This is a genomic window from Paraburkholderia tropica (assembly GCF_014171495.1).
GTDB lineage: Bacteria > Pseudomonadota > Gammaproteobacteria > Burkholderiales > Burkholderiaceae > Paraburkholderia > Paraburkholderia tropica.
On record NZ_CP049134.1, the window covers coordinates 19,120 to 45,929 of the forward strand.

At 66.1% G+C, this 26,810-nt stretch carries 22 protein-coding genes and 1 tRNA gene; 14 read left to right on the forward strand and 9 right to left on the reverse strand.

Going from position 1 to position 26,810, the window contains the following annotated elements; translation table 11 throughout:
- Window positions 1-152: 152 nt before the first annotated feature.
- The 3 genes from G5S35_RS00105 to dprA form a co-directional block, all read right to left on the reverse strand.
- Complete coding sequence (locus tag G5S35_RS00105; RefSeq protein WP_065061823.1) at window positions 153-2,795, reverse strand: DNA topoisomerase III; 2,643 nt, start codon at window positions 2,793-2,795, stop codon at window positions 153-155.
- A gap of 376 nt (window positions 2,796-3,171) precedes the next feature.
- On the reverse strand, window positions 3,172-3,549 hold the full coding sequence (locus G5S35_RS00110; protein WP_065061824.1) for a thioredoxin family protein: 378 nt from the start codon (window positions 3,547-3,549) through the stop codon (window positions 3,172-3,174).
- A gap of 79 nt (window positions 3,550-3,628) precedes the next feature.
- On the reverse strand, window positions 3,629-4,981 hold the full coding sequence (dprA, locus tag G5S35_RS00115; protein WP_183038444.1) for a DNA-processing protein DprA: 1,353 nt from the start codon (window positions 4,979-4,981) through the stop codon (window positions 3,629-3,631).
- 331 nt (window positions 4,982-5,312) lie between these two features.
- On the opposite strand from dprA, the gene def reads away from it, so the two are divergent.
- The 4 genes from def (at window position 5,313) to htpX (ending at window position 8,748) form a co-directional block, all read left to right on the forward strand.
- On the forward strand, window positions 5,313-5,816 hold the full coding sequence (gene def / locus G5S35_RS00120; protein WP_065061825.1) for a peptide deformylase: 504 nt from the start codon (window positions 5,313-5,315) through the stop codon (window positions 5,814-5,816).
- Between the two features lie 56 nt (window positions 5,817-5,872).
- Window positions 5,873-6,871 (forward strand): methionyl-tRNA formyltransferase, encoded by a 999-nt coding sequence (gene fmt / locus G5S35_RS00125; protein WP_065061826.1) that lies wholly within the window; start codon window positions 5,873-5,875, stop codon window positions 6,869-6,871.
- 163 nt (window positions 6,872-7,034) lie between these two features.
- On the forward strand, window positions 7,035-7,682 hold the full coding sequence (locus tag G5S35_RS00130; protein WP_065061827.1) for a LysE family translocator: 648 nt from the start codon (window positions 7,035-7,037) through the stop codon (window positions 7,680-7,682).
- 214 nt (window positions 7,683-7,896) lie between these two features.
- The gene (gene htpX, locus G5S35_RS00135; RefSeq protein WP_065061828.1) at window positions 7,897-8,748 is read left to right on the forward strand and encodes a zinc metalloprotease HtpX; all 852 of its coding nucleotides are present in this window, start codon (window positions 7,897-7,899) and stop codon (window positions 8,746-8,748) included.
- A 65-nt stretch (window positions 8,749-8,813) separates the two neighbouring features.
- Here the strand turns inward: htpX and G5S35_RS00140 are convergent, their stop codons facing one another.
- Window positions 8,814-9,938, reverse strand: coding sequence for a hypothetical protein (locus G5S35_RS00140; RefSeq protein ID WP_183038445.1), 1,125 nt, complete (start codon window positions 9,936-9,938; stop codon window positions 8,814-8,816).
- A gap of 261 nt (window positions 9,939-10,199) precedes the next feature.
- Between G5S35_RS00140 and rsmB the strand changes: the two genes are divergently transcribed.
- The 10 genes from rsmB to G5S35_RS00190 all read left to right on the forward strand — a co-directional run bounded on the left by rsmB (window position 10,200) and on the right by G5S35_RS00190 (window position 19,616).
- Window positions 10,200-11,696 (forward strand): 16S rRNA (cytosine(967)-C(5))-methyltransferase RsmB, encoded by a 1,497-nt coding sequence (gene rsmB / locus G5S35_RS00145; RefSeq protein WP_183038446.1) that lies wholly within the window; start codon window positions 10,200-10,202, stop codon window positions 11,694-11,696.
- On the forward strand, window positions 11,693-12,283 hold the full coding sequence (locus tag G5S35_RS00150; protein WP_065061831.1) for a DUF4390 domain-containing protein: 591 nt from the start codon (window positions 11,693-11,695) through the stop codon (window positions 12,281-12,283). Before rsmB ends, G5S35_RS00150 begins: the two co-directional genes overlap by 4 nt.
- Window positions 12,273-14,699: a sensor histidine kinase gene (locus G5S35_RS00155; RefSeq protein ID WP_065061832.1), complete on the forward strand. Its 2,427-nt coding sequence runs from the start codon at window positions 12,273-12,275 to the stop codon at window positions 14,697-14,699. The genes G5S35_RS00150 and G5S35_RS00155 overlap by 11 nt, the downstream gene beginning before the upstream one ends.
- Entirely contained in the window at window positions 14,700-15,389 is a 690-nt protein-coding gene (gene esaR / locus G5S35_RS00160; RefSeq protein WP_065061833.1) for a response regulator transcription factor EsaR, read from the forward strand.
- An 85-nt stretch (window positions 15,390-15,474) separates the two neighbouring features.
- Window positions 15,475-15,550, forward strand: a tRNA-Phe gene (locus G5S35_RS00165).
- Window positions 15,551-15,824: 274 nt separating this feature from the next.
- Complete coding sequence (gene queC, locus G5S35_RS00170) at window positions 15,825-16,559, forward strand: 7-cyano-7-deazaguanine synthase QueC (RefSeq protein ID WP_074982923.1); 735 nt, start codon at window positions 15,825-15,827, stop codon at window positions 16,557-16,559.
- Between the two features lie 184 nt (window positions 16,560-16,743).
- The gene (queE, locus tag G5S35_RS00175; protein WP_065061835.1) at window positions 16,744-17,376 is read left to right on the forward strand and encodes a 7-carboxy-7-deazaguanine synthase; all 633 of its coding nucleotides are present in this window, start codon (window positions 16,744-16,746) and stop codon (window positions 17,374-17,376) included.
- A gap of 21 nt (window positions 17,377-17,397) precedes the next feature.
- A complete protein-coding gene (gene queD / locus G5S35_RS00180) occupies window positions 17,398-17,841 on the forward strand; it encodes a 6-carboxytetrahydropterin synthase QueD (protein ID WP_110325590.1) in 444 nt (147 codons plus the stop codon).
- A 216-nt stretch (window positions 17,842-18,057) separates the two neighbouring features.
- Complete coding sequence (locus tag G5S35_RS00185; RefSeq protein ID WP_065061837.1) at window positions 18,058-18,840, forward strand: HpcH/HpaI aldolase family protein; 783 nt, start codon at window positions 18,058-18,060, stop codon at window positions 18,838-18,840.
- Window positions 18,837-19,616, forward strand: coding sequence for a tetratricopeptide repeat protein (locus G5S35_RS00190; protein WP_420874517.1), 780 nt, complete (start codon window positions 18,837-18,839; stop codon window positions 19,614-19,616). Before G5S35_RS00185 ends, G5S35_RS00190 begins: the two co-directional genes overlap by 4 nt.
- A 106-nt stretch (window positions 19,617-19,722) precedes the next feature.
- On the opposite strand, the gene rodA is transcribed toward G5S35_RS00190, so the two are convergent.
- The 5 genes from rodA to G5S35_RS00215 all read right to left on the reverse strand — a co-directional run bounded on the left by rodA (window position 19,723) and on the right by G5S35_RS00215 (window position 26,455).
- Window positions 19,723-20,889, reverse strand: coding sequence for a rod shape-determining protein RodA (rodA, locus tag G5S35_RS00195; protein WP_065061839.1), 1,167 nt, complete (start codon window positions 20,887-20,889; stop codon window positions 19,723-19,725).
- Between the two features lie 9 nt (window positions 20,890-20,898).
- Window positions 20,899-23,358 (reverse strand): penicillin-binding protein 2, encoded by a 2,460-nt coding sequence (gene mrdA, locus G5S35_RS00200; protein WP_110325261.1) that lies wholly within the window; start codon window positions 23,356-23,358, stop codon window positions 20,899-20,901.
- Window positions 23,359-23,460: 102 nt separating this feature from the next.
- Complete coding sequence (gene mreD, locus G5S35_RS00205) at window positions 23,461-23,973, reverse strand: rod shape-determining protein MreD (protein ID WP_065061841.1); 513 nt, start codon at window positions 23,971-23,973, stop codon at window positions 23,461-23,463.
- Entirely contained in the window at window positions 23,973-25,085 is a 1,113-nt protein-coding gene (gene mreC, locus G5S35_RS00210; RefSeq protein ID WP_074982926.1) for a rod shape-determining protein MreC, read from the reverse strand. The genes mreD and mreC overlap by 1 nt, the downstream gene beginning before the upstream one ends.
- A 326-nt stretch (window positions 25,086-25,411) precedes the next feature.
- A complete protein-coding gene (locus G5S35_RS00215) occupies window positions 25,412-26,455 on the reverse strand; it encodes a rod shape-determining protein (protein WP_004189550.1) in 1,044 nt (347 codons plus the stop codon).
- Window positions 26,456-26,810 lie beyond the last annotated feature (355 nt).

Here is a 26,810-nt window from a genome sequence, read left to right on the forward strand (position 1 = left end):
GCGTTCGTCGGCGATTTCGCCGCTTTAATTCGCGTTTTGGGTCGATCGTCGCGAGATTGCGTCGGTCGATGCAGGCGATAAAAAAGGCGCAGCTTCGTGAGAAGCTGCGCCTTTTTGTTGGGCGGCGCGGTGAACCACACCGCGCCTGAGACTTAAGAACCCGTCTTGCGCGCGGCGGTTTTCTTCGCCGCGGTCTTGCGCGCAGGCGCGGTCTTCGCAGCCGCCGTCTTGCGTGCCGGCTTCGCAGTGGCTTCCGCGCCTTCGGCTGCGTCGTTGGCGGCGTCGGCGCTCGCGGTGGACTTCTTCGCCGCGGTCTTGGCCGCCGTCTTCGCGCTCGGTTCCTTCTTCTCGAACTCGAAGCCGATCTTGCCGTCGGGCTGCTTCACGAGGAACGCCTTGAAGTTACGCCCCGTGCGCGATGACTTGAAGTTCGTCAGCAGGTCCGTGCGGCCTTCGGACAGCAGCTTGGCCATCTGCTCGCGCGCGATTTCCTGCTGGAGAATCACCTTGCCCGAGCGGAAGTCGCAGGTCTTCGGATTCGCCACCGAGTTTTCGCAGACGTAGCTCATGCCGTGCTCGAACACGCGGCCCTTGCACTTCGGACACGCGCCCACGGCCTCCTGCTGCGAGAAGTCGGGCGCTTCGCCGTCTTCCGTGCCCTGATCCTGACCGAAGTCGAATTCGAGCTTGTAGTTCTTGATCTCGTCGTCGAACGACAGCTTGAGGATCGCCGAGAACGGACGGCCCATCTTGCTGCGGAAGCCCGAAAGCGGACCGATCGTCTTGTTCTGCAGCAGTTCCTCGACTTCGGGAATCTCGAACTGACGGCCGCCCGGAATCTTCGAAATCGAGAATTCGCACTTCGTACACGCGAAGCGTCGGTAGTTTTCCTTCACCTGACCGCCGCAATTCGGACACGGCGTTTCCAGCGTGGCGTAGTCGCCCGGAATGGTGTCCGAATCGTATTCCTTCGCGCGCTTGACGATGGTCTGCGTCATGCGGGCGATTTCCTGCATGAACGCGTCGCGCGGGAGCTTGCCGCGCTCCATCTGCGAAAGCTTGTATTCCCACTCGCCCGTGAGTTCCGGCGCGGTCAGTTCTTCCACGCCGAGGCCGCGCAGCAGCGTCATCAGCTGGAATGCCTTGGCCGTGGGAATCAGCTCGCGGCCTTCGCGCACGAGATACTTTTCGCCGAGCAGACCTTCGATGATGGCCGCGCGCGTGGCCGGCGTGCCGAGCCCCTTGGCGGCCATCGCCTCGCGCAGTTCTTCGTCGTCGACGAGCTTGCCCGCGCCTTCCATCGCCGAGAGCAGCGTCGCTTCGTTGTAGCGCGCGGGCGGCTTGGTCACGAGCTGGTGCGCGGCGATCTTGTCGGTCTTGACCTTCTCGTCCTTCTGCACCGGCACGAGGTTCGCGTCTTCGCCGCTCGTGTCGCGGCCATAGATCTGCAGCCAGCCCGGCTCGACCATCACCTTGCCTTCGGTCTTGAAGTGATGACCGGCGACTTCGGTGATACGCGTGGTCACGCGGTACTCGGCCGCCGGGAAGAACACGGCGAGGAAGCGCTTGACGACGAGGTCGTACAGCTTCTGCTCCGGCTCCGACAGATTCTTCGGCGCCTGCAGCGTCGGGATGATTGCAAAGTGGTCGCTGATCTTCGAATTGTCGAAGATGCGCTTGTTCGGCTTCACCCAGCCCTTGTCGAGCGCCTGCTTGGCGAACGGCAGATAGTTGTTGCTCTCCTTGAGCATCTCCATCGTCTCTTTCACGGTGCTGAGGTAGTCCTCAGGCAGCGCGCGCGAGTCGGTACGCGGATAGGTGAGCACCTTGTGCTTTTCGTACAGCGCCTGGGCGAGACCGAGCGTGTTCTTGGCCGAAAAGCCGAAGCGGCCGTTGGCTTCGCGCTGCAGGCTCGTCAGGTCGAAAAGCGCGGGCGAGAGCTGCGTGGACGGCTTCGATTCTTCCGTGACCGTGCCTTCGCGGCCATGGCAGGCGGCGACAATGGTTTCGGCGGCCGGCACGCTCCAGAGACGCGAATCGCGCTTTTCCGGATCGTGCTCGTCCTTCTTGAATTTCGGGTCGTACCAGCGGCCTTCGTAGAAGCCGCCCGCGCAGACGAATTCGGCGCGCACTTCCCAATAATCGCGCGGCACGAAACGGCGGATTTTCTCTTCACGTTCGACGACGATCGAGAGCGTTGGCGTCTGAACGCGACCGACCGTGGTCAGGAAGAAACCGCCGCCCTTGCTGTTGAAGGCCGTCATGGCGCGCGTGCCGTTAATGCCGACGAGCCAGTCGGCTTCCGAGCGGCAGCGCGCGGCGTCGGCCAGCGGCAGCATGTCGTCGTCGCTGCGCAGGTTCGCGAAGCCGTCGCGGATTGCCTGCTGCGTCATGGACTGGAGCCAGAGGCGCTGCACGGGCTGCTTCGCCTTCGCGTGTTGCGCGATCAGGCGGAAGATCAGCTCGCCCTCGCGCCCCGCGTCGCAGGCGTTGATCAGCTTCGTGACGTCCTTGCGCTTGAGCAGCTTCGTGAGCACCTTGAGCCGCGATTCGCTCTTGGCGATCGGGTTCAGGTCGAAATGGGGTGGGATGACGGGCAGGTTCGCGAAGCTCCATTTGCCTCGCTTGACCTCGTACTCCTCGGGTGCGGCGATTTCCAGCAGATGGCCGACCGCCGACGAGAGCACGTAGTCGTCGCTCTCGTAGTACTCGTCATGCTTGGTAAATCCGCCCAGAGCGCGCGCGATGTCGTTCGCGACGGATGGCTTCTCGGCGATGATCAGAGCTTTGGACATGACTGATTGTGTGTGGGTGTATCCGGTGGGCGCCCCGTCTATGCCATGTGACTCGCGGTGGCGGGGCCGTCGCGCCCTTGGGGCGCCTCGTTAACGACCGCTTTATAGCACATGGCGCGGCGGTGGCGATTTTCGTGTCATCGGTGCGTGCTGTCCGCGCGCCGCTGGCTGCGGCTTTTTCGGGCGCCAATCATAAGGGCGCGGCGCGGCGGCGAGCAAGCTGGTGGGCAGGCGGCAGCGTGGCACATGCGGTCAAGCTGCGCGGGCGCAAGCTCAAGATCACGCTCAAGCGCACGACCCGGCGGCGTAGCGCCCGGCTAGCGGGGTGCGATCAACATGTGTGCGGGCCGACTGCGGGTGAACGGCAGCGTTCGCGTCACGCTTCGAGCAGCGCCGGGCGCAGCTTCGGCGCGTCGGCGACGCCCGGCAGCGCGGTGAGGTCGGCGAGCATGCGCTCGACCACCGCGCCATGCGGCAGCACCGTGCCGAAGAAGCGCGTGGCGTTGCCGTCTTCGATCAGGATAGTCGGGAAATTCTCCACGTCGAGGTCGTCGAAGCGGTCGGCGTGGGTTTCGATATCGATGTACGCGAAGCAGATGTCGGGATGCGCGTCGGCGATGCGGTCAAAGGTCGCCCGATAGTCGCGACAGGTGCCGCACCACTCGGCGCACAGACACGCGACGAACAGCGTCTCGCGGTCGGCGACGCGCTCGGCGATCTGGTCGGCGTCGGTGTCGAGGTCAAGCGCGGGCATGGTCGTTCCTTGCGTTCTCTTCTATATAGAGGCAATGCGTGGGGCGGTGCATTTGGCGCGAATGTAACACGGCGCGCCGCTAGCAGTGGGACGCCCGGGCGAACCAGCCGCCGGGCAGCGCGCTCACGTGGCCGGCCAGTTCGAGCCGCAGCAGCGTGGCCTGGAGCACCGCTTCGGCCATGTCGGTGCGCTGCGCGAGAATTTCAAGCGTGGCGGGCGCGTGACCGATTGCGACGAGCACGGCCTGGGCTTCTTTATCGTCGAGACGATTGGGCGCGGGCGGGCGGCCTGGCGGGGTGTCGAGCGGCAGGGCGATCTGGCTGGCAGCGCTTGCCGTTCGCGGATGCGTGGTTTCGTTCGAGTGCTGTTCTTGCCTTCCGTGCCGTGCGCGCTTCTGGGCGGGAGCTATCGCGACTGTTGCCGCCGCCGGCGCTGCGAAACCCAGCGCTTCGAGCACCTCCTCGGGCGTTTCGACCAGTTGCGCTCCCTGCTTGATGAGCCGATGACACCCGCGCGCCAGCGGCGCGTGAATCGAGCCGGGCAGCGCGAACACGTCGCGGCCCATCTCGTTGGCGAGCCGCGCCGTAATGAGCGAGCCCGAGCGCATGGCGGCTTCCATCACGATCACGCCTTCGACGAGCGCCGCGATCACGCCGTTGCGCTGCGGGAAGTTGGCCGAGCGCGCGGGCGTGCCGAGCGGCCATTCGGAGACGATCGCGCCGCGCGCGGCGATCTGCGCGGCGAGCGCGTGGTGCGCGGACGGATAGACGAGGTCGGCGCCCGTGCCGATCACGGCGACGGTGCCGCCGCGTTCGTCGAGCGCGCCGCGATGTGCGGCTCCGTCCACACCGAGTGCGAGGCCCGAGACGACGGTCACGCCCGCCGCCGCGAGCGTGCGGGCGAAGCGCGCCGCGTCCTCGACGGCCTGCGGTGTGGCGCTGCGGCTGCCCACCACCGCGACGCTGCGCGCATGCAGCAGGTCGAGCCGCCCTTTCACGTAGAGCAGCGGCGGCGGATCGGTCATCGCCAGCAAGCGCGGCGGATAGGCGGCGTCTGCGAGCGTCACGAGCGCGTTGCCGGGCTGCGCGCACCAGTCGCGCACCGCGTCGGCCTGTGGCGCGAACCCGGGTGGCGGTGCGGCGAGCGCGGCTTGCGCCGCCACGCTGCCCGCGACGGCTGCAAGCGCACTGAACGATTGCGCGAGCACCTGTTGCGGCAACCCGAACGCGCCCAGCAATGCGCGCAGCGCGGCGGGCTTCAGGCCGCGCGCACAGGCGAGGCGCAGCCAGGCGTGGAGTTCGTCCGATGCCAGCGGCAGCGGAGCCGGCGGCGGTGGCGCGAGCGACTGAGGACGCGACTGAGGACGTGACTCGGGAAGCGACGGCGGAAGCAACGGCGGAAGCAACGGCGGAAGCAACGGCGGAACGAGCATGGGCGATTCTCCCGTGGGCGGGCGAAGCGCAGCCCGTCGTGTTAAAATTTTCACCATCCGAAATTTGTTGGCGGCGCTCGTTGAGGTACGCACCGAGGCGCTGCTGCAACGCGCCGCAGCGAGGCATTGCCCTTGCGCGGCCGCGTTGGCCCGTGCGAGTGCGCGAGTGGCACGGAGCCGGCTGCCCGAGGCGGCCGGCGCGTTGAATCCGGCCGTTTTGTCCGTATATCCTCCGTATCCTGTACTGGGCCCGCAAGCTGGCCGAACGGCCAGTCCGCGCGCGATCCGCAACATCGGCGCGGCCTGCCGCCCAACGAGAAACCGTGAAATCATGGCTCTACTGAATATTCTTCATTACCCGGACAAGCGCCTGCACAAGGTCGCCAAGCCGGTCGAAGCGGTCAACGACCGCATCCGCAAGCTCGTCGCCGACATGGCCGAGACGATGTACGCAGCGCCCGGCGTTGGCCTCGCCGCCACCCAGGTGGACGTGCACGAGCGCGTCGTGGTGATCGACGTGTCCGACGCGCACGACGAACTGCAGGTGTTCATCAACCCGGAAATCGTCTGGTCGAGCAACGAGCGCGAAGTGCACGAAGAGGGCTGCCTCTCGGTGCCGGGCATCTACGACGAAGTCGAGCGCGCGGAGAAAGTGCGCGTGCGCGCCCTCAACGAGAAGGGCGAGAGCTACGAAGTCGACTGCGAAGGCCTGCTCGCCGTGTGCATCCAGCACGAAATGGATCACCTGATGGGCAAGGTGTTCGTGGAATACCTTTCGTCGCTCAAGCAGACGCGCATCAAGAGCAAGATGAAGAAGCTCGAACGCGCCATGTAAGCGCCGCGCACGCCAGCCGTGCGCCTCACTGTTTCACCCCGTATTCGCTTGTGCCCATGAGCCACTCTCTTCGCGTGATCTTCGCCGGTACGCCGGAATTCGCCGCCGCGGCGCTCGCCGCCATTCACGAGGCGGGCTTTCCCGTGCCGCTCGTGCTGACCCAGCCCGATCGTCCCGCCGGACGCGGCATGAAACTCCAGGCGAGCCCGGTCAAGCGTTACGCGCAGGAGCACGGCATTGCCGTCGCACAGCCCACTTCGCTGCGCCGCGCGGGCAAGTACCCGCAGGAGGCCGCCGAGGCCATCGACCTGCTGCGCGCCACACCGCACGACGTCATGGTGGTGGCGGCTTACGGCCTGATCCTGCCGCAGGAAGTGCTCGACATTCCGACGGACGGCTGCATCAACATTCACGCTTCGATCCTGCCGCGCTGGCGCGGCGCCGCGCCGATCCATCGCGCGATCGAGGCCGGCGACGCCGAAACCGGCATCACGCTGATGCAGATGGACGCGGGCCTCGACACCGGTCCGATGATCTCGGAAGTGCGCACGCCGATCACGCCCACCGACACCACGGCGACGCTGCACGACCGCCTCGCGAATCTGGGCGCGCAACTCGTGGTGGACTGGCTCACGCAGCTCGAACGCACCGGCCAGTTGCCGCTCACGCCGCAGCCCACCGACGGCGTGACCTACGCCGAGAAGATCGGCAAGCAGGAAGCCGCGCTCGATTTCCGCCGCCCCGCCCTCGCGCTCGCGCGCCAGATTCGCGCGTTCGATCCGTTCCCGGGCGGCGCGGCCACGCTCGACGGCGCGCAGCTCAAGCTGTGGGCCGCCGAACCGGCCGCCGGCGTGACGCTGCCCGAAGGCGCCGCGCCGGGCCAGATTCTCGAAGTCTCGCCCACGGGCGTGGTGGTGGCGTGCGGCGAGGGCGCATTGCGCCTCACGCAGTTGCAAAAGCCGGGCGGCAAGCGCCTGCCCGCGCGCGAATTCCTGGCCGGCATGCCGCTTTCGGCAGGCCAGCGTTTCGCGTTGCCCGACGAATCCGCAGCGTAAATCCAGGCGCGTTCGCGCGCCAGTCATCCGTTCGGCCAGGTGTCGCGCGCCATGCGGTGCGCGTTAGAATCGGTGGGTTGCTTCGAGGCCCGGTCGCGTCTCGATCGAGCCCCGCGCGACCGCGTTCGTGCGCTATTTCTTCACCGTATTTGCAGAGAAAGTCATGTTCGGCATCACCCATTTCGGCTTCTTCGTGGTCGCGGTTTTCCTCCTGAACGTCACGCCCGGCCCGGACACCGCGTACATCGTCGGTCGCAGCGTCGCGCAGGGCCGCAGCGCCGGTCTGGTGTCGGCGCTCGGCATCTCGGCGGGCTGCTGCGTGCACGCGCTCGCCTGCGCGTTCGGTCTCACGGCGCTGCTGGCGGCGTCGGCCACCGCTTTCACGGTCATCAAGCTGGTGGGCGCGTGCTACCTGGTGTATCTCGGCGTGCGCCTGATTTTCGCGAAGAGCGAAGCGAAGGCCAGCGAGCCCGAAGCCGGCGAAGCCCGCGCCGCCGCGCCGCGCCCGCTGCGCCAGTTGTTCCTGTCGGGCTTCTGGACCAATGTGCTGAATCCGAAGGTCGTGCTGTTCTTCGTCTCGTTCTTCCCGCAGTTCGTGAGCGTAACGAGCCCGCACAAGGTGATCGCGTTCCTCACGCTCGGCGTGGTGTTCGTGCTGATGAGCTGGGTCTGGAACAGCTTCGTCGCGTGGATCGCGGGCAGCGTCACGCAGCGTTTCTCCGGCAAGCCGGGCATCAAGAAATGGCTCGACCGCACGGTCGGTACCGCGTTCGTCGGGCTTGGCGTGAAGCTCGCGACCACCACGCGTTGAAGCTGGCGCTGAATACCGAGCTGAGCGTCGAACTGAACGCCGGGCTGAAACCGCGCGCCACCCGAAAACGGCGCGCGGAGATTGAATTTTTCGCACCCGCCCTTATCTAACAGATCGCTTACAATGCGCTCGCTGCCGCGGCCTGTCCCTTTGAGTGATGGCGCGCGGCGGGCGTCCAACGATTTGATCCCCACTGGGTTAAGGAGCACAGCACATGTTCAACTGGGTCAAGACCGCGATGTTGATGGCCGCGATTACGGCCCTGTTCATCGCGATTGGCGGTTTGATCGGCGGGCGCAGCGGGATGATGTTCGCGCTCGTGATCGCGCTTGGCATGAACTTCTTCTCGTACTGGTTCTCGGACAAGATGGTTCTGCGCATGTACAACGCGCAGGAAGTCGACGAAACCACGGCGCCGCAGTTCTACCGGATGGTTCGCGATCTGGCCACGCGCGCGAATCTGCCCATGCCGCGCGTCTATCTCATCAACGAAGATGCGCCCAACGCGTTTGCCACGGGCCGCAATCCCGAGCACGCAGCGGTGGCGGCGACCACGGGCATTCTGCGCGTGCTGTCCGAGCGTGAGATGCGCGGGGTGATGGCGCACGAGCTCGCGCACGTGAAGCACCGCGACATCCTCATTTCCACGATCTCGGCCACCATGGCCGGTGCGATTTCGGCGCTCGCCAACTTCGCGATGATCTTCGGCGGCCGCGACGAAAACGGTCGTCCGACGAACCCCATCGCGGGCATCGCCGTCGCGCTGCTGGCGCCGATCGCGGGCGCGCTCATCCAGATGGCGATTTCGCGCGCGCGTGAATTCGAGGCCGATCGGGGCGGCGCGGAGATTTCGGGCGATCCGCAGGCGCTGGCGTCGGCGCTCGACAAGATCCATCGCTACGCGCAGGGCATCCCGTTCGCGGCCGCCGAGCAACATCCGGCCACCGCGCAGATGATGATCATGAATCCGCTCTCGGGCGGCGGCATCCAGAATCTGTTCAGCACGCACCCGTCGACGGAAGAACGCATCCGTCGTCTGATGGAGATGGCGTCGGGCCAGCGCTAAACCGGGAACGGTCGCGCACGCAGCGCGAGCGCATCAGGAAAAACGCCTCTTTCCGAGGCGTTTTTTTATGCCTGCCTGATGCCGATGTGTGACGGCGGGCGCGCGTGACCGACCTTGCGCAACGCGCGCTGGCGCATCGAAATCGCAAGAAAGAGACCGTAGACGCTCACAATCCACATCAGGTCGAGGAAGAGGAAAACGTGCGTGAGCCGCGCCAGCATCCACGCGGCGGCGAACGCAACCGGAACGACATAGGCGATCAGCCGTTGCGCGCGATCCTCGGGCCGTGTGCTCTGAAAGAGTGAGATATAGCAGCATGCGAACAACGCGCCGATATCGTATTCCTTCAGGCGCGGATTCAGGATGATCGCGAACGCGATCACGTAGAACAGCTTGCCCGAGACCTCGTCGAAGCCGATCGTGCGCGGCTCGCGCAACGGGTTGATCCCGTAAAGAAATAGCGCGACGACGATGGCTTCGTGGATCAGCACGTCCTGAAGCGCCGAGAGGCTCGCGACGCGCTGCTGCAGGATGCCGGAAAGCACGAGACCCGAGTCGTGCTGCGTCAGCACCTGCCAGCGCAGGCGCGTCTCGAAACCGGCCCACAACTGCGGTTCGAGCAGCATTTGCGCGGCGTCCACGCACGCGACGCAAATCGGGATGATGAAAAAGTAGCGGATACCTTTCGGCAAAAATAGAAAGACGAGCGCATAGGCCGCGAAGTAAATCTTGATCGACGCGAACAGCACGATGACGAGCGTGGCGAGGCCGTAGCCGAGCGCGGCGCGACGCTCGCTGCGCGACGCCGAATAGAGCAGCATGACAATCAGCAAGTGCGAAAAGATCGCGAAATTCGCTGTGAGCAGCGCGCCGACGCCCGCGCCGCCCGCGAGAAAGCCCACGCTGGCGGCCCAGACGAAATCCGTCCTGCGCACGCGGTACACCACGTAGGCAAGCGTCGCGAGCGCGAACAGCAGATACACGGCGAGAAACGGCACGTTCGCGAACAGATTCAGAAAGATCGGCGGATAGACCAGCGGAAAGTCCGAAGCCGCGATGCCGTACGGATCGACGCCGAGGTGGTAGCGCGTGAGCGCGGACGTGTAACTGCTGTAGTCCCAGAAGGGCGCGAGCAGCTTGTGAGATCCCTGAGCGGCCACCGCGAACAGCGCGACAAAGACCAGGAACACGAGATCGAATCTTTTTCCGAACAGTTTCATGGCGGCCTTTACGGGGCGTAGCAGGGCGTTTGCCATTTTGCAGCGGAAACTCAGGCGAAATCGGCGGTTTTCTAGTGCACGAGCGCCGCGTCTGTCGGCGGTTCGGCGCGGCGAAGCGTCGGCTTTGCTGCGCCGCATGGACAGCGTTGCGCCCACGCCACGCTACAATGGCTCGCTTGTGCTTTGCTTATGCCAGTACGCCGCGCCATGCGGCTCGCATCCGGTTTTTTCATGACATCCAGCCATTCCCGTCGCCCGTCGGGCACTGCCGGCAAAGCCGGCCAGACCCGCGCAGGCCGTTCCGCACGATCCGCTTCGCCTGCCCGGCAATCCGGCGCACCGGCGACGCTTGCGCCCGTGCATCTGGCCCCCGACTCGCTCGGCTTCGCGCTCGATCAGGCTGCCCAGGCCGTTGGCGCGGTACGGGCCGGCGCGGCGTTGCCCGCCGCGCTGTCGAACGCGTTCGCGTCCTTGCCGCATGAGCTTGCTTCGGTCGCGCGCGGCGCGGTGCAGGACATCGCGTATCGCACGATGCGTCGCCTCGGCACGGTCGACTGGCTGATCAAGCAGCGCGTGAGCAAGGCGCCGCCCGCCCATGTGACGAACCTGCTGGCCTGCGCGCTGGCGCTCCTCGTCGACGACGAAGCGCACGCCGCCTACACGCCGTTCACGGTCGTCGATCAGGTCGTGCGCACGGTGGGCGCGCGCCGCGAAATCGCTTTTGCGAAGGGCCTCGTGAATGCCGTGCTGCGCGGTTTCCTGCGCGAGCGCGATCAGGCGCTGGCCGCCGCGCAAGCCGACGACGTCGCGCGCTGGAACTATCCGCAATGGTGGATCGACGCGGTGCGCCGCGCGTGGCCCGCGCAATGGGAAGCGATTCTCGCCACGGGCAACACGCACGGTCCGCTGACGCTGCGCGTGAACGCGCGCCGCGCCAACGCCGCCGACTATGTGCAGCGCCTCGCCGCCGAGAACATCGCCGCGACGCAGATCGGCACGCACGCCGTGCGGCTGGCCACGCCGCTGCCGGTGGATCGCATTCCGGGCTTTCTCGCGGGCGACGTGTCCGTGCAGGATGCGGGCGCGCAGATCGCCGCCGAAATCCTCGGTGTTCGCGACGGCATGCGCGTGCTCGATGCGTGCGCGGCGCCCGGAGGCAAGAGCGGCCATCTGCTCGAACTCGCCGACATCGACCTGATCGCGCTGGAGAGCGACGCCTCGCGCGCGGGGCGTATCGGCGAGAACTTCGCGCGTCTGGGTTTCGCGCAGGACGACGCCGCGCATCCGTTGCGCCACGCGCGCGTCGTGGTCGGCGATGCGGGCGAGCCGCAGGCGTGGTTCGAAGGTGAAGGCGGCGAGGGCGGCGACCAGCGCTTCGACCGCATTCTCGCCGACGTCCCGTGCTCGGCCTCGGGCATCGTGCGACGTCATCCCGATATTCGCTGGCTGCGCCGCGAGCGCGATATCGCGACGCTCGCCAAGGAGCAGCGCCGTATCGTCGAAGCCTTGTGGAGCCTGCTCAAGCCGGGCGGCGAACTGCTCTACGTGACCTGCTCGCTGTTCCCCGAGGAAGGAGAGGCGCAGGCGGCCTGGTTTGAAAGCAGCCGTGAGGATGCGGTACGATTGGATGCTCCGGGGCAACTGTTGCCCACCGCGGCCGATGGCGCGCCGGCCGATCGCCCCGCGGATCACGACGGATTCTTCTACGCGCGCTTCCAGAAACGGTGACCATCAAACGCTTCTTCCCGCTGCGCTTCGCGGCCCTGCTCTGGGTCGCGTTGTTCTTTGGCTTCATGGCCGCCGCGCCGGCGCGCGCCGATTCGATCTCGGTGCAGCGCGCCTCGTTGCAGGCCGACGGCTCCGGCTGGAGCCTCGACGCCCGCTTCGATTTCGATCTCAACAGCAGCCTGGAAGATGCGGTCAACAAGGGCATCCCGCTCTACTTCACCACCGATTTCGAACTCACGCGCCCGCGCTGGTACTGGTTCGACGAGCAACCCGTGAGCGTCTCGCAAAGCATTCGCCTCTCGTTCCAGCCGCTCACGCGCGAATATCGCGTGTCGAGCGGCGGTCTCCAGCTCGGCTTTTCGACGCTGGCGGACGCGCTCGCCGTCATCAAGCACGTCACGTCGTGGCACGTGATCGAGCGCAATCAGGTGCATCCGGGCGAGACTTACACGGCCTCGGTGCGCATGCAGCTCGACGTCGCGCTCATGCCCAAGCCGTTCCAGATCGACGCGGTCAACAATCGCGACTGGAACCTCGCTTCCGACTGGAAGCGCTTTAGCTTCACGGTGACCGAACGTGCTAAATAAAGTGCGCCGCGCCACCGGAGGCAGTGTCAGCAGCTTCGTCGTGAGGCTGCTGGTGTCCACCGTCGCGTTCACCGCGGCGCTGCTGCTCGTGTTGCTCGCCGCCGCGAGCGCGAACACGGAATTCTTCGACCGCTATTACGGCTGGCTCTACGCGGCCAACATCGGCGTCGCGATCATCTTCATGTCGGTGGTCACGGCGCTCGTGATCGTGATCGTCGTGCGTTTGCGGCGCGGCAAGTTCGGCACGCGATTACTCGCCAAGCTCGCATTCTTCTTCGCGCTCGTGGGCGTGGTGCCGGGCGGCATCATCTACATCGTCTCGTATCAGTTCGTCTCGCGCTCGATCGAATCGTGGTTCGACGTGAACGTGGAAACCGCGCTCACGGCGGGTCTCAATCTCGGGCGCGGCATGCTCGACGCCTCGCTGTCCGATCTGCAGACCAAGGCGCGCCTGATGGCCGAGCAGATCGCGAGCGGCGACGCGGCTGGCACGACGCTCACGCTGCTGCGCGCGCGCGACCAGTTCGGCGTGCAGGACGCGACCATCGTCGAGCCGGTGCGCAGCATGTCGGGCGCGGCGCCGGACATGCACGTGGTCGCGCAGGCGTCGAGCAACTTCTCCTCGCTGATGCCGGCGGACCTGCCCACCGCACTGATGATCGATCAGGCGCGCGGGCGCGGTTATGCGGCGATCGAAGGCGAAGTCGATGGCGATCCGCATCTGCATGGACCCAAGGGCGCGCTGAGGTTGCGCGTCGTCACGCGCATTCCCGACGGCAACACCACCGACCTGCAGCCCGCCGAACGCTTCCTGCAACTCGAACAGCCCGTGCCCGCCGCGCTCGCGCGCAACGCGGACGCCGTGCAGCGCGCCTATCGCGAATATCAGGAAAAGGCGCTCGGCCGCACGGGCCTGCGCAAGATGTACATCGGCACGCTCACGCTCGCGCTGTTCCTCGCGACCTTCGTGGCGATGATGCTCGCGCTCGCGCTCGGCAACCAGCTCGCGCGGCCGCTGTTCCTGCTCGCGCAGGGCACGAAGGAAGTGACCGAGGGCGACTACACGCCCAAACGCGAAATCAAGTCGCGCGACGAGCTGGGCTTCCTCACGCAGTCGTTCAACGCGATGACGCGGCAACTTTCCGAAGCGCGCCAGGCCGTCGAGAAGAACCGCGTCGCGCTCGAACATTCGAAGGCGTATCTCGAAAGCATCCTCGCCAATCTCACGGCGGGCGTGTTCGTGTTCGACCGGCAGTTCCGCCTGACCACGGCGAACCCCGGCGCGGAACGCATCTTCCGTCATCCGTTCCAGACCCAGGTGGGCTTGCCGATCGACCACGTGGCCGCGCTCGGCGACTTCGCGGCGATGGTGCGCAAGGCCTTCGCCGATCAGGAAGCGTCGCGCATGGGCGGCGACAACGGCGGCGTCGATCGCGGCCACTGGCAGCAGCAGTTCTCGGTGCCCGTGCCGGGCGAAACCGATCCGCTGACGCTGCTCGTGCGCGGTGCGCGTCTCGTCTCCGACACCGGCCGCGACGCGGGCGACATGCAGACTTCGGGCTACGTCGTCGTGTTCGACGACATTTCCGACGTGATCTCGGCACAGCGCTCGGTCGCGTGGGGCGAAGTCGCGCGGCGTCTCGCGCACGAGATCAAGAATCCGCTCACGCCCATTCAGCTGTCCGCCGAGCGTCTGCAGATGAAGCTCTCGGACAAGCTCGCGCCCTCGGACGCCGAAGTGCTCAAGCGCGGCGCGACGACCATCGTCAATCAGGTCGCGGCCATGAAGCAGATGGTCGACAACTTCCGTGACTATGCGCGCACGCCGCCGGCGGTGCTCGCGAGCCTGCAGTTGAACGACCTCGTGAGCGAAGTGCTCACGCTCTACGGCGCGGAAGAAGGCAAGAGCGCGATCAAGGTCGAGCTGTCGACGCTGCCCGTCATTCGTGGCGACGCGACGCAATTGCGCCAGGTCATCCACAACCTCCTGCAGAATGCGCAGGACGCCGTGGCCGATGTCGCGCAGCCTCGTGTAACGCTCGAAACGCGGGCCGTAGAATACGGCGAAGCGGACGCGCAAGGTCACACGCGCGTTGCGGTGCGTCTCACGGTCTCGGACAACGGTTCGGGTTTTCCGGCACGCATCCTCACGCGTGCCTTTGAACCCTACGTGACGACCAAGGCCAAAGGAACAGGACTCGGGCTTGCGATGGTCAAGAAGATCGTCGACGAGCACGGCGCGCGCATCGACATTCGCAACCGCATGAAAGCGGGCGATGTGATCGAAGGCGCGCAAATATCGATTCTCTTTCTCCAGCTCGCCGACGACGTCGACCCGGACGCCAACGCAAACGCACGTTCAAGCGTTACAGCGGAGCAGGGATCAAAAGCAACAGTGCAGACAAGGGCAGCGTAAATGGCAACCATCCTGGTGGTAGACGATGAAATGGGCATCCGGGAATTGCTCTCGGAGATCCTCAGCGACGAGGGACACGTCGTGGAGCTCGCGGAGGACGCGCAACAGGCGCGCGAATTCCGTCAGCGTCAGGTGCCTGACCTGGTGCTGCTCGATATCTGGATGCCCGACACCGACGGCGTCACGCTGCTCAAGGAGTGGGCCGCGCAAGGCCAGCTCTCGATGCCGGTCATCATGATGTCGGGACATGCGACTATCGACACGGCGGTCGAGGCGACCAAGATCGGGGCGCTCAACTTCCTCGAGAAACCGATCGCGCTGCAAAAGCTGCTGAAGGCAGTCGAGCAGGGCCTCGCGCGCGGCACCGCCGCGCCGGTGCCGGCGGCGGGTGCGCCTGGCGCGAAGCCGGCGGCGGGCGGTCCGGCCGTGGTGGCGTCGGCGGCGGCGCTGCCGGTGCTGGGCGCGGACGGCGCGCCGGGCGTCAGCGTGGCGCAGACGGCCTCGATCTCGTTCGACATTCCGTTGCGCGACGCGCGCGACGCGTTCGAGCGCGCGTACTTCGAGTATCACCTCGCGCGCGAGAACGGCAGCATGACGCGCGTGGCCGAGAAGACGGGCCTCGAGCGCACGCACCTGTATCGCAAGCTCAAGCAGCTCGGCGTCGACCTCGGCAAGAGCAAGGGCGAATGACTGAATGAACGAGCCCTTTCCCAGAATCTTTTGAGAAAGGGCTTGCGCAAGTCGGAAAAGCTCTCTATACTTTCCCTTCTTCGTTGGCCCGGTAGCTCAGTTGGTAGAGCAGCGGATTGAAAATCCGCGTGTCGTTGGTTCGATTCCGACCCAGGCCACCAGAATGCAGAGAGCCCCAGGAGATCGTACGATTCCTGGGGCTTTTTCGTTGGAGGGCGCCGATCGCCCTGCGTGAGTGCCCAGCGTGTTGCGCGCAAAATGGGCCTCGGGCAGACGCCAGCGCGCGATCAGGGCTAATCAGCGGTATAAAGTGGCGCCGATATCCCCCGGGAGGGCGCGCCCTATACTGCTTGGGCCGGCGCCGGATCGAGCCGGTCCGCCCGGCGGGTTTCGACAGCTTGCGACCGCGCGGAACCTCATACACGGAGTTTCACGGTGACTCGAACAGAAACCAGAAACGGCGCGCTCGTGCTGTTTTCCGGCGGCCAGGACTCGGCAACGTGCCTCGCCTGGGCGCTCGACCGCTACGATACCGTCGAGACGCTCGGCTTCGATTACGGCCAGCGTCATCGCGTCGAACTGGAATGCCGTGAGGGCTTTCGCGCCGCTGTCGCGAGCCGGTTCCCAAAGTGGGGCGAGCGTCTCGGCGACGATCACATGATCGACCTCTCCGTGCTCGGTTCGATCAGCGACACCGCCATGACGCGCGAAATCGAGATCGAAACGGCCGCGAACGGCCTGCCGAACACCTTCGTGCCGGGCCGCAACCTGATGTTCATGCAGATCGCCGCGGCCATCGCGTATCGGCGCGGGCTCAAGGTGCTGGTCGGCGGCATGTGCGAGACCGATTTTTCGGGCTATCCCGACTGCCGCGACGACACCATGAAGGCGCTGCAAGTCGCGCTCAATCTCGGCATGGACAGCCGCTTCGTGCTGGAAACGCCGCTGATGTGGCTCGACAAGGCCGACACGTGGCGTCTGGCCGAAACGCTCGGCGGCGAAGCGCTCGTCGAGCTGGTGCGCGTGGAAACGCATACGTGTTACGTCGGCGAGCGCGCCGAGCTGCACGCGTGGGGCTTCGGCTGCGGCGAATGCCCGGCGTGCAAGCTGCGCAAGCGCGGCTACGAAGCGTACCTCGCGGGCGAGAAAGTAACGGAAGCGCCGGTCTGATCCGACGACGGGCGCGCAGCCGCGCAGGCAGTCTTCTCAGGACTGCGCGGCGTTGGAACGCGGCAAGACCGAAGCGGCGCACGGGCGGCGCACTTCGCGACGCGACGAGCGAGCCGAAAGGCTCAACAAGCGCCCGCCATCATGACGGCTCCCCACGAGCCCCGAGTCGATATCAGGCAGCAGCATGACTTACGCGGTAAAGGAAATTTTCTACACGTTGCAGGGCGAAGGCGCGAACGCCGGGCGTCCGGCCGTGTTCTGCCGGTTCGCCGGCTGCAATCTGTGGTCGGGCCGCGAGGAAGATCGCGAGTCGGCACAATGCCGTTTTTGCGACACCGACTTCGTCGGCACCGACGGTGAGAACGGCGGCAAGTTCCGCACGCCCGAAGAGCTGGTCGCGAAGATCGCGTCGCTGTGGCCCGAGGGCGAGAACCACCGCTTCGTGGTCTGCACGGGCGGCGAGCCCATGCTGCAGATCGACCCGCCTTTCGTCGATGCACTGCACGCGGCGGGCTTCGAGATCGCCATCGAAACCAACGGCTCGCTGCCGGTGCTCGACACCATCGACTGGATCTGCGTGAGCCCGAAGGCCGACGCGCCGCTCGTGGTCACCAAAGGCAACGAGCTCAAGGTCGTGGTGCCGCAGGACAACCAGCGTCTGGCCGACTACGCGAAGCTCGATTTCGAGTATTTTCTCGTTCAGCCGATGGATGGTCCGTCGCGCGACCTGAACACGAAGCTCGCCATCGACTGGTGCAAGCGTCATCCGCAATGGCGCCTTTCGATGCAGACGCACAAGTACCTGAACATTCCCTGAATTTGCCCCGGAAGCGCCGTGCTGACGATCACCCGAAAACTCGAATTCGACGCGGGCCACCGCATCCCCGACCACCGCAGCCAGTGCCGTAACCTGCACGGCCATCGCTACGTGCTCGAAATCACCCTGCAGGGCGATACCGTCGAGACGGAAGGCGCGCCCGATCGCGGCATGGTGATGGATTTCGCCGACGTGAAGTCGCTCGCGAACCAGCATCTCGTCGATCTGTGGGACCACGCGTTCCTCGTCTTCGAAGGCGACACGCAGGTGCGCGGTTTCCTCGAAACGCTGCCGGGCCACAAGACGGTCGTGATCGACCGCATTCCGACCGTGGAAAATCTCGCGGCCATCGCGTTCGAGATCCTCGCCAATGTGTACGACGCGCATTACGGCGTGAACCTGCAGCTGCACAAGGTGCGCCTGTACGAAACGCCCAACTGCTGGGCCGAAGTCGTTCGCGACTGATCTCCCGCTGATCTCCGCCGGCGCCGTCGCGCGCCGCGCAAGACGGGTTTTCCGTCCGTCCCTGCAAACTTTTGTCGCGGTATGATCGCTCCGGCAAGGCCTGCGCAGCTCGCGCGGCCCGACAACACAACGGAGCGAGACTTGCCGGCTGCCGCACCGCCGGGCCACGCGGCCCGCGCGTGACGCGCATCGCGCACGCTCGCCGGGAGCACGGCGATGAGTACCTTCACCAATCCCCTCAAGGAACGCCTCAAGGACGCCGAGCCGCTGTTCGGGCTATGGCTGTCGATGGGCAGCGAAACGGCCGCCGAAGCGCTCGCGCACGCCGGTTTCGACTGGCTGCTGATCGACATGGAGCACACGCCCAACGACAGCGGCGACACCATCGCGCAACTGCGCGCGATCGCGGCGGCGCATCTGCCGACCGAGCCCGTGGTGCGCGTGGCGGCCAACGAGCCGTGGCTCGTCAAGCACGTGCTCGACGCGGGCGCGCGCACGGTCATGTTCCCGAATATCGCCTCGGCGGCCGAAGCGGCGCGCGCGGTGAGCACCACGCGCTATCCCGATGCGCAGTCGCCTGACGGCCAGCGCGGCGTCGCGGGCGTGGTGCGCGCGGCGGCCTACGGCATGCGGCGCGACTATCTGCACGGCGCGAATGCGCAGATCGCGACGCTCGTGCAGATCGAGTCGGCGGCAGCGCTCGCGGAAGTCGAGCAGATCGCGGCGGTGCCGGGCGTCGATTGCCTGTTCGTCGGGCCTGCCGATCTCGCCGCGAGTCTTGGTCATCTTGGCGATTCGAAGCACCCGGATGTTCAGGCGGCGATGACGCGCATCGTTGCCGCCGCGCGTGCCGCGGGCGTGGCCGCAGGCATCTTCGCGATGGATGCGGCCCAGGCGAAGCAATATCGCGAGATGGGCTTCTCGTTCATCGCGCTGGCCGCCGACGTGATCTGGCTCGTGCGCGCCACGCGCCAGGCGCTGCAGGAGGCGCGGTCATGAGGCATCCGCAAGAGTGGAGCGCGCAGGTTGGGCGCGTGACGATGGCGTCGATTGTGGTTGCCGTAGTTGCATTAACCGCCAACGCGGCTTACGCAGCCGATAACGGCGCGAAGCCGGCAACCCAACCTGCAACGACGGTCGCCGCTTCGAGCGCCGCCGCGTCGAACGCCGAGGACGATCCGCAAACGGCCAGCGCCGTCGCCGACTACAACGCGGGCAATCTTGCGGCCGCGCGCAAGGAGTTCCTGGCAGCGGCGGCGCGCGGCAACCGGCTCGCCGAATTCAATTACGCGATGATGCTCGTGAACGGCGAGGGTGGCGGCGCCGACGTCGCCGAAGGCCGCAAGTGGCTGCGCAAGGCCGCCGACGCGAACATGTCCCACGCGCAATACGTGTACGGAAAAATGTACGACGACGGCGACTTCGTCGGGCGCGATCCGGCGCAAGCGCATCAGTGGTTTATGAAGGCCGCGAAGCAGGGGCACGTGCAGGCGGAACTCGCGCTCGCGAACCAGTTCCTCGACGGACGCGGCACCGTGCGCGACAACAAGCAGGCGTTCTACTGGTACAAGAAGGCGGCCGAGGGCGGCGACATGACCGCGCAATACGTGACCGGCTCGTTCTACGAACGCGGCGGCGACGGCGTGCCGAAGAACCTCAACGTCGCGCGCGCGTACTACGCGGCGGCGGCGGCCCAGGGCGATCCGGTGGCGCGCCTCAAGTTTCAGCAGTTGAGCGCGCAATTGATGAAATCCGCGCCCGCGCAGCCGCAGTGAGTTCGCGGTGAATCCACGCTAGATCGCGTGCAGAAATGAAAAACGCGCCGGTGAAAACCGGCGCGTTTTGTTTTGTGCGGCCTGCTGTGTACTAATGCAATGCCCGTCAGCTTTGCATCAGCCGCTTCTGGCGCCCCACACTCATGATCAGCCCGATGGCGATGCCGAGCGTCGTCAGCGCGGTGCCGCCGTAGCTCATGAACGGCAACGGCACGCCGACCACGGGCAGGATCCCGCTCACCATGCCGATGTTGACGAACGCGTAGGTGAAGAACGCCATCGTCAGCGAACCGGCCAGTAATCGCCCGAACAAGGTCGCGCCGTTGGCCGCGATATAGAGCCCGCGCGCGATCAGACACATGTAGAGCGTGAGCAGCACGATGCCGCCCGCCATGCCGAATTCTTCCGAGAACACCGCGAAGATGAAGTCGGTGTGCTTTTCGGGGATGAACTCCAGATGCGACTGCGTGCCCTTGAGCCAGCCCTTGCCGAGCGGCCCGCCGGAGCCGATCGCGATCACCGCCTGAATCGTGTGGAAGCCCTTGCCGAGCGGGTCGGACGTCGGGTCCAGCAGCGTGCAGATACGGTGCTTCTGGTAGTCGTGCATGAGCGGCCAGTTGACCTGCGGCTGGCAGATCTTGTCCTGGAACGCCGCGATCGAGGCCACGGCGATCACGCCCGCGATCAGCACCGGCACGATCAGCTTGAACGAGAGCCCCGCGAAATAAATCACGAACACGCCCGAGGCGAACACCAGCACGGCGGTGCCGAGGTCGGGCTGCTTGGCGATCAGGGCGACCGGCACGAGCAGGATCGCGAAACCCACCACGAAGTCGTACCAGCGCGTGACGCCTTCGCGGCGCTGGTAGTACCACGCGAGCATCAGCGGGGTGGCGATCTTGAGAATTTCCGACGGCTGGATGACCACGCCCACGTTGATCCAGCGCTTCGCGCCCTTGCGGGTGAGCCCGAAGAGCGCGACCGCTATCAGTAACGCGATGCCGAAGGTGTAGATTGGCACCGCGAAGCGCATCAGCGTATTGGGCGGCACGTTGGCGAGCACCCACATCAGCACGAAGGTCAGCATGATGTTGCGCAGCTGGTCTTCGACGCGGCCCGGCACGTCGAGGCTCGCGCTGTAAAGCGTGACGATGCCCACGCACAGCAGCAGGAACACCGTGAGCGCGAGCGGGCGATCGAAGCCCAGGAACATCTTGCGCAACGTGTCGAGCACGGCGCGCTTGTCGATCTTGTCGAACTGGAGGAGAGGCATGGTGTGTCCTTACTCGTCGGCGTTGCCCGTCGCGGCCTTGGGCGGCGGCGCGAGCGTGGCGTTGCCGGACGCGCTCGCGGGGCGGCGCGGACGATGCGGGCCGGGGCCGAAATGGCGCGGCAGCGAGGCGGCGGCGGGACGCGCCGGGACGCCGTCGTCGCCGATCGCGGTGCCGCCGTTCACGGCGTCGGCGATGTCGGCGTTCATGCCGGCGCTGTTGTTCGCGGGTTTGGCTTTCGGTGCGGCAGGCGCGTGCGCGCCGCTCGCGGCTGAGGCGTTCGACGCCGCTTCGGCGTTCGCCGCCGCGGAGGCCGCCGCCGCAGCGGACGCCGCCTCGGCCGCCGAAGCCGCGCCGGGAAGCGGCAGCGGCGTGAAGCCCGCCGCAACCTTGACGCTCGATACGGGCGCGCTGGCGGGCGCGGGCGCCGAAGCGCCGCCCGTAGCCGATGCACTTGCGGCACCCGACGCACCCGCAGCACCCGACGCTTCCAGCGGCGCGCCGCCGATCACGGGCGCGGACGCATCCTGCGTCGCCGACGCGGCAGCGGCCACGGCCGCCTGTTCCGCGCCCGGCTTCAGACGGTCGACGAGCCAGTAATCGAGCACGCGGCGCGCGATCGGACCGGCCGCCTGTGCGCCCCAGCCGCCGTTTTCGACGATCAGCGCGAGCGCGATCGTGGGCTTGTCGGCGGGCGCGAAGGCGGTGAACAGCGCGTGGTCGCGCAGATGCTCGGCGACCGCGTGCGCCTGATACTTCGCGCCTTGCAGCGAGTACACCTGCGCCGTGCCGGTCTTGCCCGCCGACGTGTACGGCGCGTTGCGGAACAGCTGATACGCGGTGCCCGACGGATTCATCGTCACGTTTTCCATGCCGCGTTTCACGACGTCGATGTCGGACTGCTTCACGTCGAGTCGTCCGCTTTCGGCCGGCACGGTCAGATGCTCGGCCTTCGTGATCGGATTCTCGATGGCCTTCACGAGGTGAGGCTTCATGAGCACGCCGTTATCGGCGAGCGTGGCCGTGGCGTGCGCGAGCTGCAGGATCGTGAACGAGTTGTAGCCCTGACCGATCCCGAGGCTGATCGTCTCGCCTTCGTACCACTTCTGTTGCTCGGGCTTGCGGTAGGCCTTCTTCTTCCACTCGGTCGAGGGCAGGATGCCGCGCGCCTCGCCCGCGATGTCGATGCCGGTGAGCTGGCCGAAGCCGAGCGGCTTCATGAAGTTGGCGATGGCGTCCACGCCCAGATCGTGCGCGAGCATGAAGAAGTAGGTGTCGTTCGACACCATGATCGCCTTGTTCATGTCGACCCAGCCCTGGCCGGAGCGCACGTCGTTGTTGAAGCGGTGGCCGCCGAACATGTAGTAGCCGGGGTCCGAGAAGCCCCACTGCGGCGTGCGCTTGTGCAGCGTGAGAGCGGCGAGCGCCATGAACGGCTTGTAGGTCGAGCCCGGCGGATAGGTGCCGTGCAGCGGACGGTTGAGCAGCGGGTGATCGGGCGAGTTGTTGAGTTCGTCCCAGGTTTGCTGGTCGATGCCGTCGACGAACGAATTCGGGTCGAAGCTCGGCGCGGAAACGAAGGCGAGAATGTCGCCCGTCGACGGCTCGATGGCCACGAGCGCGCCGCGCTTGCCCGCGAAAGCCTGCTCGGCCACCTGCTGCAAACCGATGTCGATCGACAGCACGAGGTTGTTGCCCGGCGTGGCCTGCGTGCGCGAGAGCGTGCGCACCGGACGGCCGCCCGCCGTCACTTCGACTTCCTCGAAACCGGTCAGGCCGTGCAGCTCGGTTTCGTAGCTCTGCTCGACGCCGATCTTGCCGATGTAGTCGGTGCCGTTGTAGTTGTTGGCATCGAGACGCGGATCGTAATGCTCGGTATCGCTGTCATTCTTGTCGCTCATGTCGTCGATCCGTTCCTGATCGCGCTGCGAAATGCGGCCGATATAGCCGATCACGTGCGCGGCCGTCGGACCGAGCGGGTACTGGCGGAACAGACGCGCGCGCACTTCCACGCCGGGGAAGCGGAAGCGCTGCGCGGTGAAGCGGGCGACTTCGTCGTCGGTGAGGCGCGTGCGGATCGGCAGGCTCTCGAAGTTCTTCGAATCTTCGAGCAGCTTCTTGAAGCGGCGGCGGTCGCGCGCGTCGATCGGAATCACGGTCGAGAGTTGATCGATCGTGTTGTCGAGCGTGTCGGTGAGCTTCGACGGCGTGATTTCGAGCGTGTACGCCGAGTAGTTCTTCGCGAGCACGACGCCGTTGCGGTCGGTGATGATGCCGCGATTCGGCACGATCGGCGCGACCGAAATGCGGTTTTCGTCCGCTTGCAGCGAGTATTTGCTGTGGTTCCAGACCTGCAGATAGAGGAAACGGAACGCGATCAGCCCGAAGCAGACGAACACGAACAGGCCCGCCGCCGCGACGCGCAGGCGGAACTTCGTGAGCTGCTGCTGGGTGTCCTTGAATTCGGTCATGCGATCAGGCGACGAGGCCCGCGCCTCGCGCGAGCGCTGCGGCGGGCCGGTAGGAAGAGTGAGTCATCGGGCGTCCAGCAACGGCGAGCGGCGCGCGGCCGCTCAGATGGGCCGCGTGTCGTCGGGATCGACGGGACGGCGCTGCGGCAGCAGCAGCAGCACGCTCGTGACCGGCCACAGCACGGCTTCCACGAAACCGCTGATCAGATAGCCCCAGCCGGGAAACGACGCGCCCATCAACAGGCGGATCACGAAGGGCACGACCTGCGCGCCCACGAGCAGCGGCGTGACGGCGAACATTTGCAGCCCGATCGACATCCACAGCACGCGGCGGTGGATCGTGATCGCGCCGAACGAAAGCAGCGTGTAGGCGAGCGCGTGCTCGCCGAGCAGATTCGCGTTGTGCACGTCCATCAAGAGGCCGAGGCAGAACGCGATGCCCATGCCGACCTTGCGCGGCTGGTGGATGTTCCAGAACAGCAGCACGAGCGCGACGAAGTCGGGCACGCCGGGCAGCTTGCCCCACGGCAGCAGGTTCAGCAGGAACGCCGCCGCGAGACTGAACGCGATGAAGTACGGGTTGACCGGTTGAAGAATGTATTGCGGACGCGGCATCAGTGGCTGCCCCCTTGTGCGGCAGGCTTGGCCGGCGCGGGCGCCGGAGACTTCGCGGGCGCGGCGCTGCTCGCGGCGGCGGGTTTGGCCGCCGGGGCTGCCGCGCCAGGCGCCGCGTTGGTTGCCGCGTTGGTTGCCGCATTAGCTGCGGGCTTGGCGTCGGCTTTCTTGTCGCCCTTCTTGTCGCCGCCCTTGGCGGCCTTCTTCTTCGCGTCCTTGGCTTCTTTCGCTGCTTCGGCAGCGGCGGCGTCGGCGGCCTCTACCGGATTCGGCGGCAACTGCGCCGTGAAATGCAGCACCAGCACCTGACGCGCGCCGCGCACGGCCGCGAGCGGCACGCACACCACGCGCGCGAAAGCCGTGTCGGCCTGCTTGTCGACGCGCAGCACCTTCGCGACTGGCAGACCTTGCGGATACACGCCGTCGAGACCGCTGGTGACGAGTTCGTCGCCGGCTTGCACGTCGGCGCTGATCGGCACGAAACGCAGATCGAGCAGATCGCCGCGCGCCGTGCCGTAGATCACGCTGCGCAGACCCGTGCGGACGATTTCCACCGGCACGGCCTGGTCCTTGTCGGTCACGAGCGTGACTTCGGACTGCATCGGGAACACGCGGGTGATCTGGCCGATCACGCCGTCTTCGGTCACGACGGGCGAGCCGTTCTGCACACCTTGCTGCGAGCCGCCGCCGATCACGACCTTCTGCGTGAACGGATCACGCGTGTCGTACTGGATTTCGGCGGGCGTGGTCTGCGCGCCGATGCGCTGCGACAGCTGCAGCAGCGCGCGCAGATGCGTGTTTTCCACCGCGAGCGAGGCTGCCTCGTTGGCCTGCTGGGCGAGCTGGAGATTGCGGGTGTGCAGTTGCGCGTTGTCCTGGCGCAGCGAGGCGCTCGTGACAGCGAGGTCGGCGGCGCCCATGAAGAGGTCGCGCGGCACGAGCGCGGCGCGCTGCAGCGGATAGAGACCGGCGCCGAGCACGCCGCGCACGACTTCGAGCGTCTTGAAGCGGGCGTCGGAGACGAGCAGCGCGATCGACAGCACGACGAAGAACAGCAGTCGTGCGAGTGCCGATGGGCCTTGTTTGAACAGAGGCGGCGGACTGTATTCCATGGTCGGCGCCGGGGGCGTGTGCGGTTCGGTGAAACTAACGGTGAAACTGGAGGCGCGAGGGCCGGGCCGCGAAGCGCGCCGCGAGCGCCGCCTCGACATGGGCGGCACGAACGTCACGAGCGGCACATTCGGCCTGAGCGGCGCGGGCGACGAGGCGGGGCGGCGTCTGCCGCCGCCGAACCGTCAACCGTTCGACAGTCTCACCCACTGCGGCGCGATAAGTCGCACCAGATGTCGCGCCAGATGTGACACCACATTCAGCGCCAGGTTCCAGAGCTGGGGCGCCGGATTGCAAATGCACCGTTGCGCCCGCAGCGAAGGGCTGCTTACTCGTACGAGAAGATGCTGCCGAGCTTGTCCATGCGCTCGAGCGCCATGCCCGAACCGCGCACGACGCAGGTGAGCGGATCTTCCGCCACCAGCACCGGCAGACCGGTTTCTTCGGCCAGCAGGCGGTCGAGGTCGCGCAGCAGTGCGCCGCCGCCCGTGAGCATCATGCCGCGTTCGGCGATGTCGGCGCCCAGTTCCGGCGGCGTTTGTTCCAGCGCGATCTTCACCGACGAGACGATCTGGTTCAGCGGGTCGGTGAGCGCTTCGAGAATTTCGTTGCTCGAAATCGTGAAGCTGCGCGGAATGCCTTCCGACAGGTTGCGGCCCTTGACTTCCATTTCCTTGACTTCGGAACCCGGGAAGGCCGAACCGATTTCCTTCTTGATGGCTTCGGCGGTCTGCTCGCCGATCAGCATGCCGTAGTTGCGGCGGATGTAGTTGACGATGGCTTCGTCGAACTTGTCGCCGCCCACGCGCACCGAACCCTTATAGACGATGCCGCCGAGCGAGATCACGCCCACTTCGGTCGTGCCGCCGCCGATGTCGACGACCATCGAGCCCGTGGCTTCCGAAACCGGCAGGCCGGCTCCGATTGCCGCGGCCATCGGTTCTTCGATCAGGTAGACCTGCGAGGCGCCCGCACCGTGCGCGGCTTCCTTGATCGCGCGGCGCTCGACCTGGGTCGAACCGCAGGGCACGCAGATGATGATGCGCGGCGACGGCGAGAACATGCGCGATTCGTGTGCAGTCTTGATGAACTGCTTGATCATCTGCTCGGTGACGGTGAAGTCGGCGATCACGCCGTCCTTCATCGGGCGGATGGCCTCGATGTTGCCCGGCACCTTGCCGAGCATCTGCTTGGCTTCCTTGCCGACTGCCTGAATGGTCTTTTTGCCGTTCGGGCCGCCTTCCTGGCGGATGGACACGACCGAGGGTTCGTCGAGGACGATGCCCTTGCCGCGCATGTAGATCAGGGTGTTGGCGGTGCCGAGGTCGATCGCGAGATCGTTGGAGAAGTAGCTACGCAGAAAACCGAACATTCAAAAATCCTGTCTCGCTGGTGGCCGACCTGTGGAACGAGCGGGTCACGGGCGGCAGCGGAAAAAATAACAGCCTCAGGACGGGCGGAAAGTGCCGCCGCGAGGAGCCTGAAACTGCGGGAATGGTGACCGGAGGCAACCCCGTTGCGCGCCTGCTGAACGCAAATTGCTGCGATCAGGCTTGAAAGGCGGGTGCAAGGCGGTCCGGGTTTGAGTCGAACGCGTAATGATACCTTATAATTTTGCCTGTTTTGCAGGATCCGGAGGTCAGTTTTTGACCGCGTCGAAGCTTTCTTCGCTCCCCGGATCCGGCGCGATAAACCGCTGTTGCAGCACTGATTTTCTGCACTGCTTC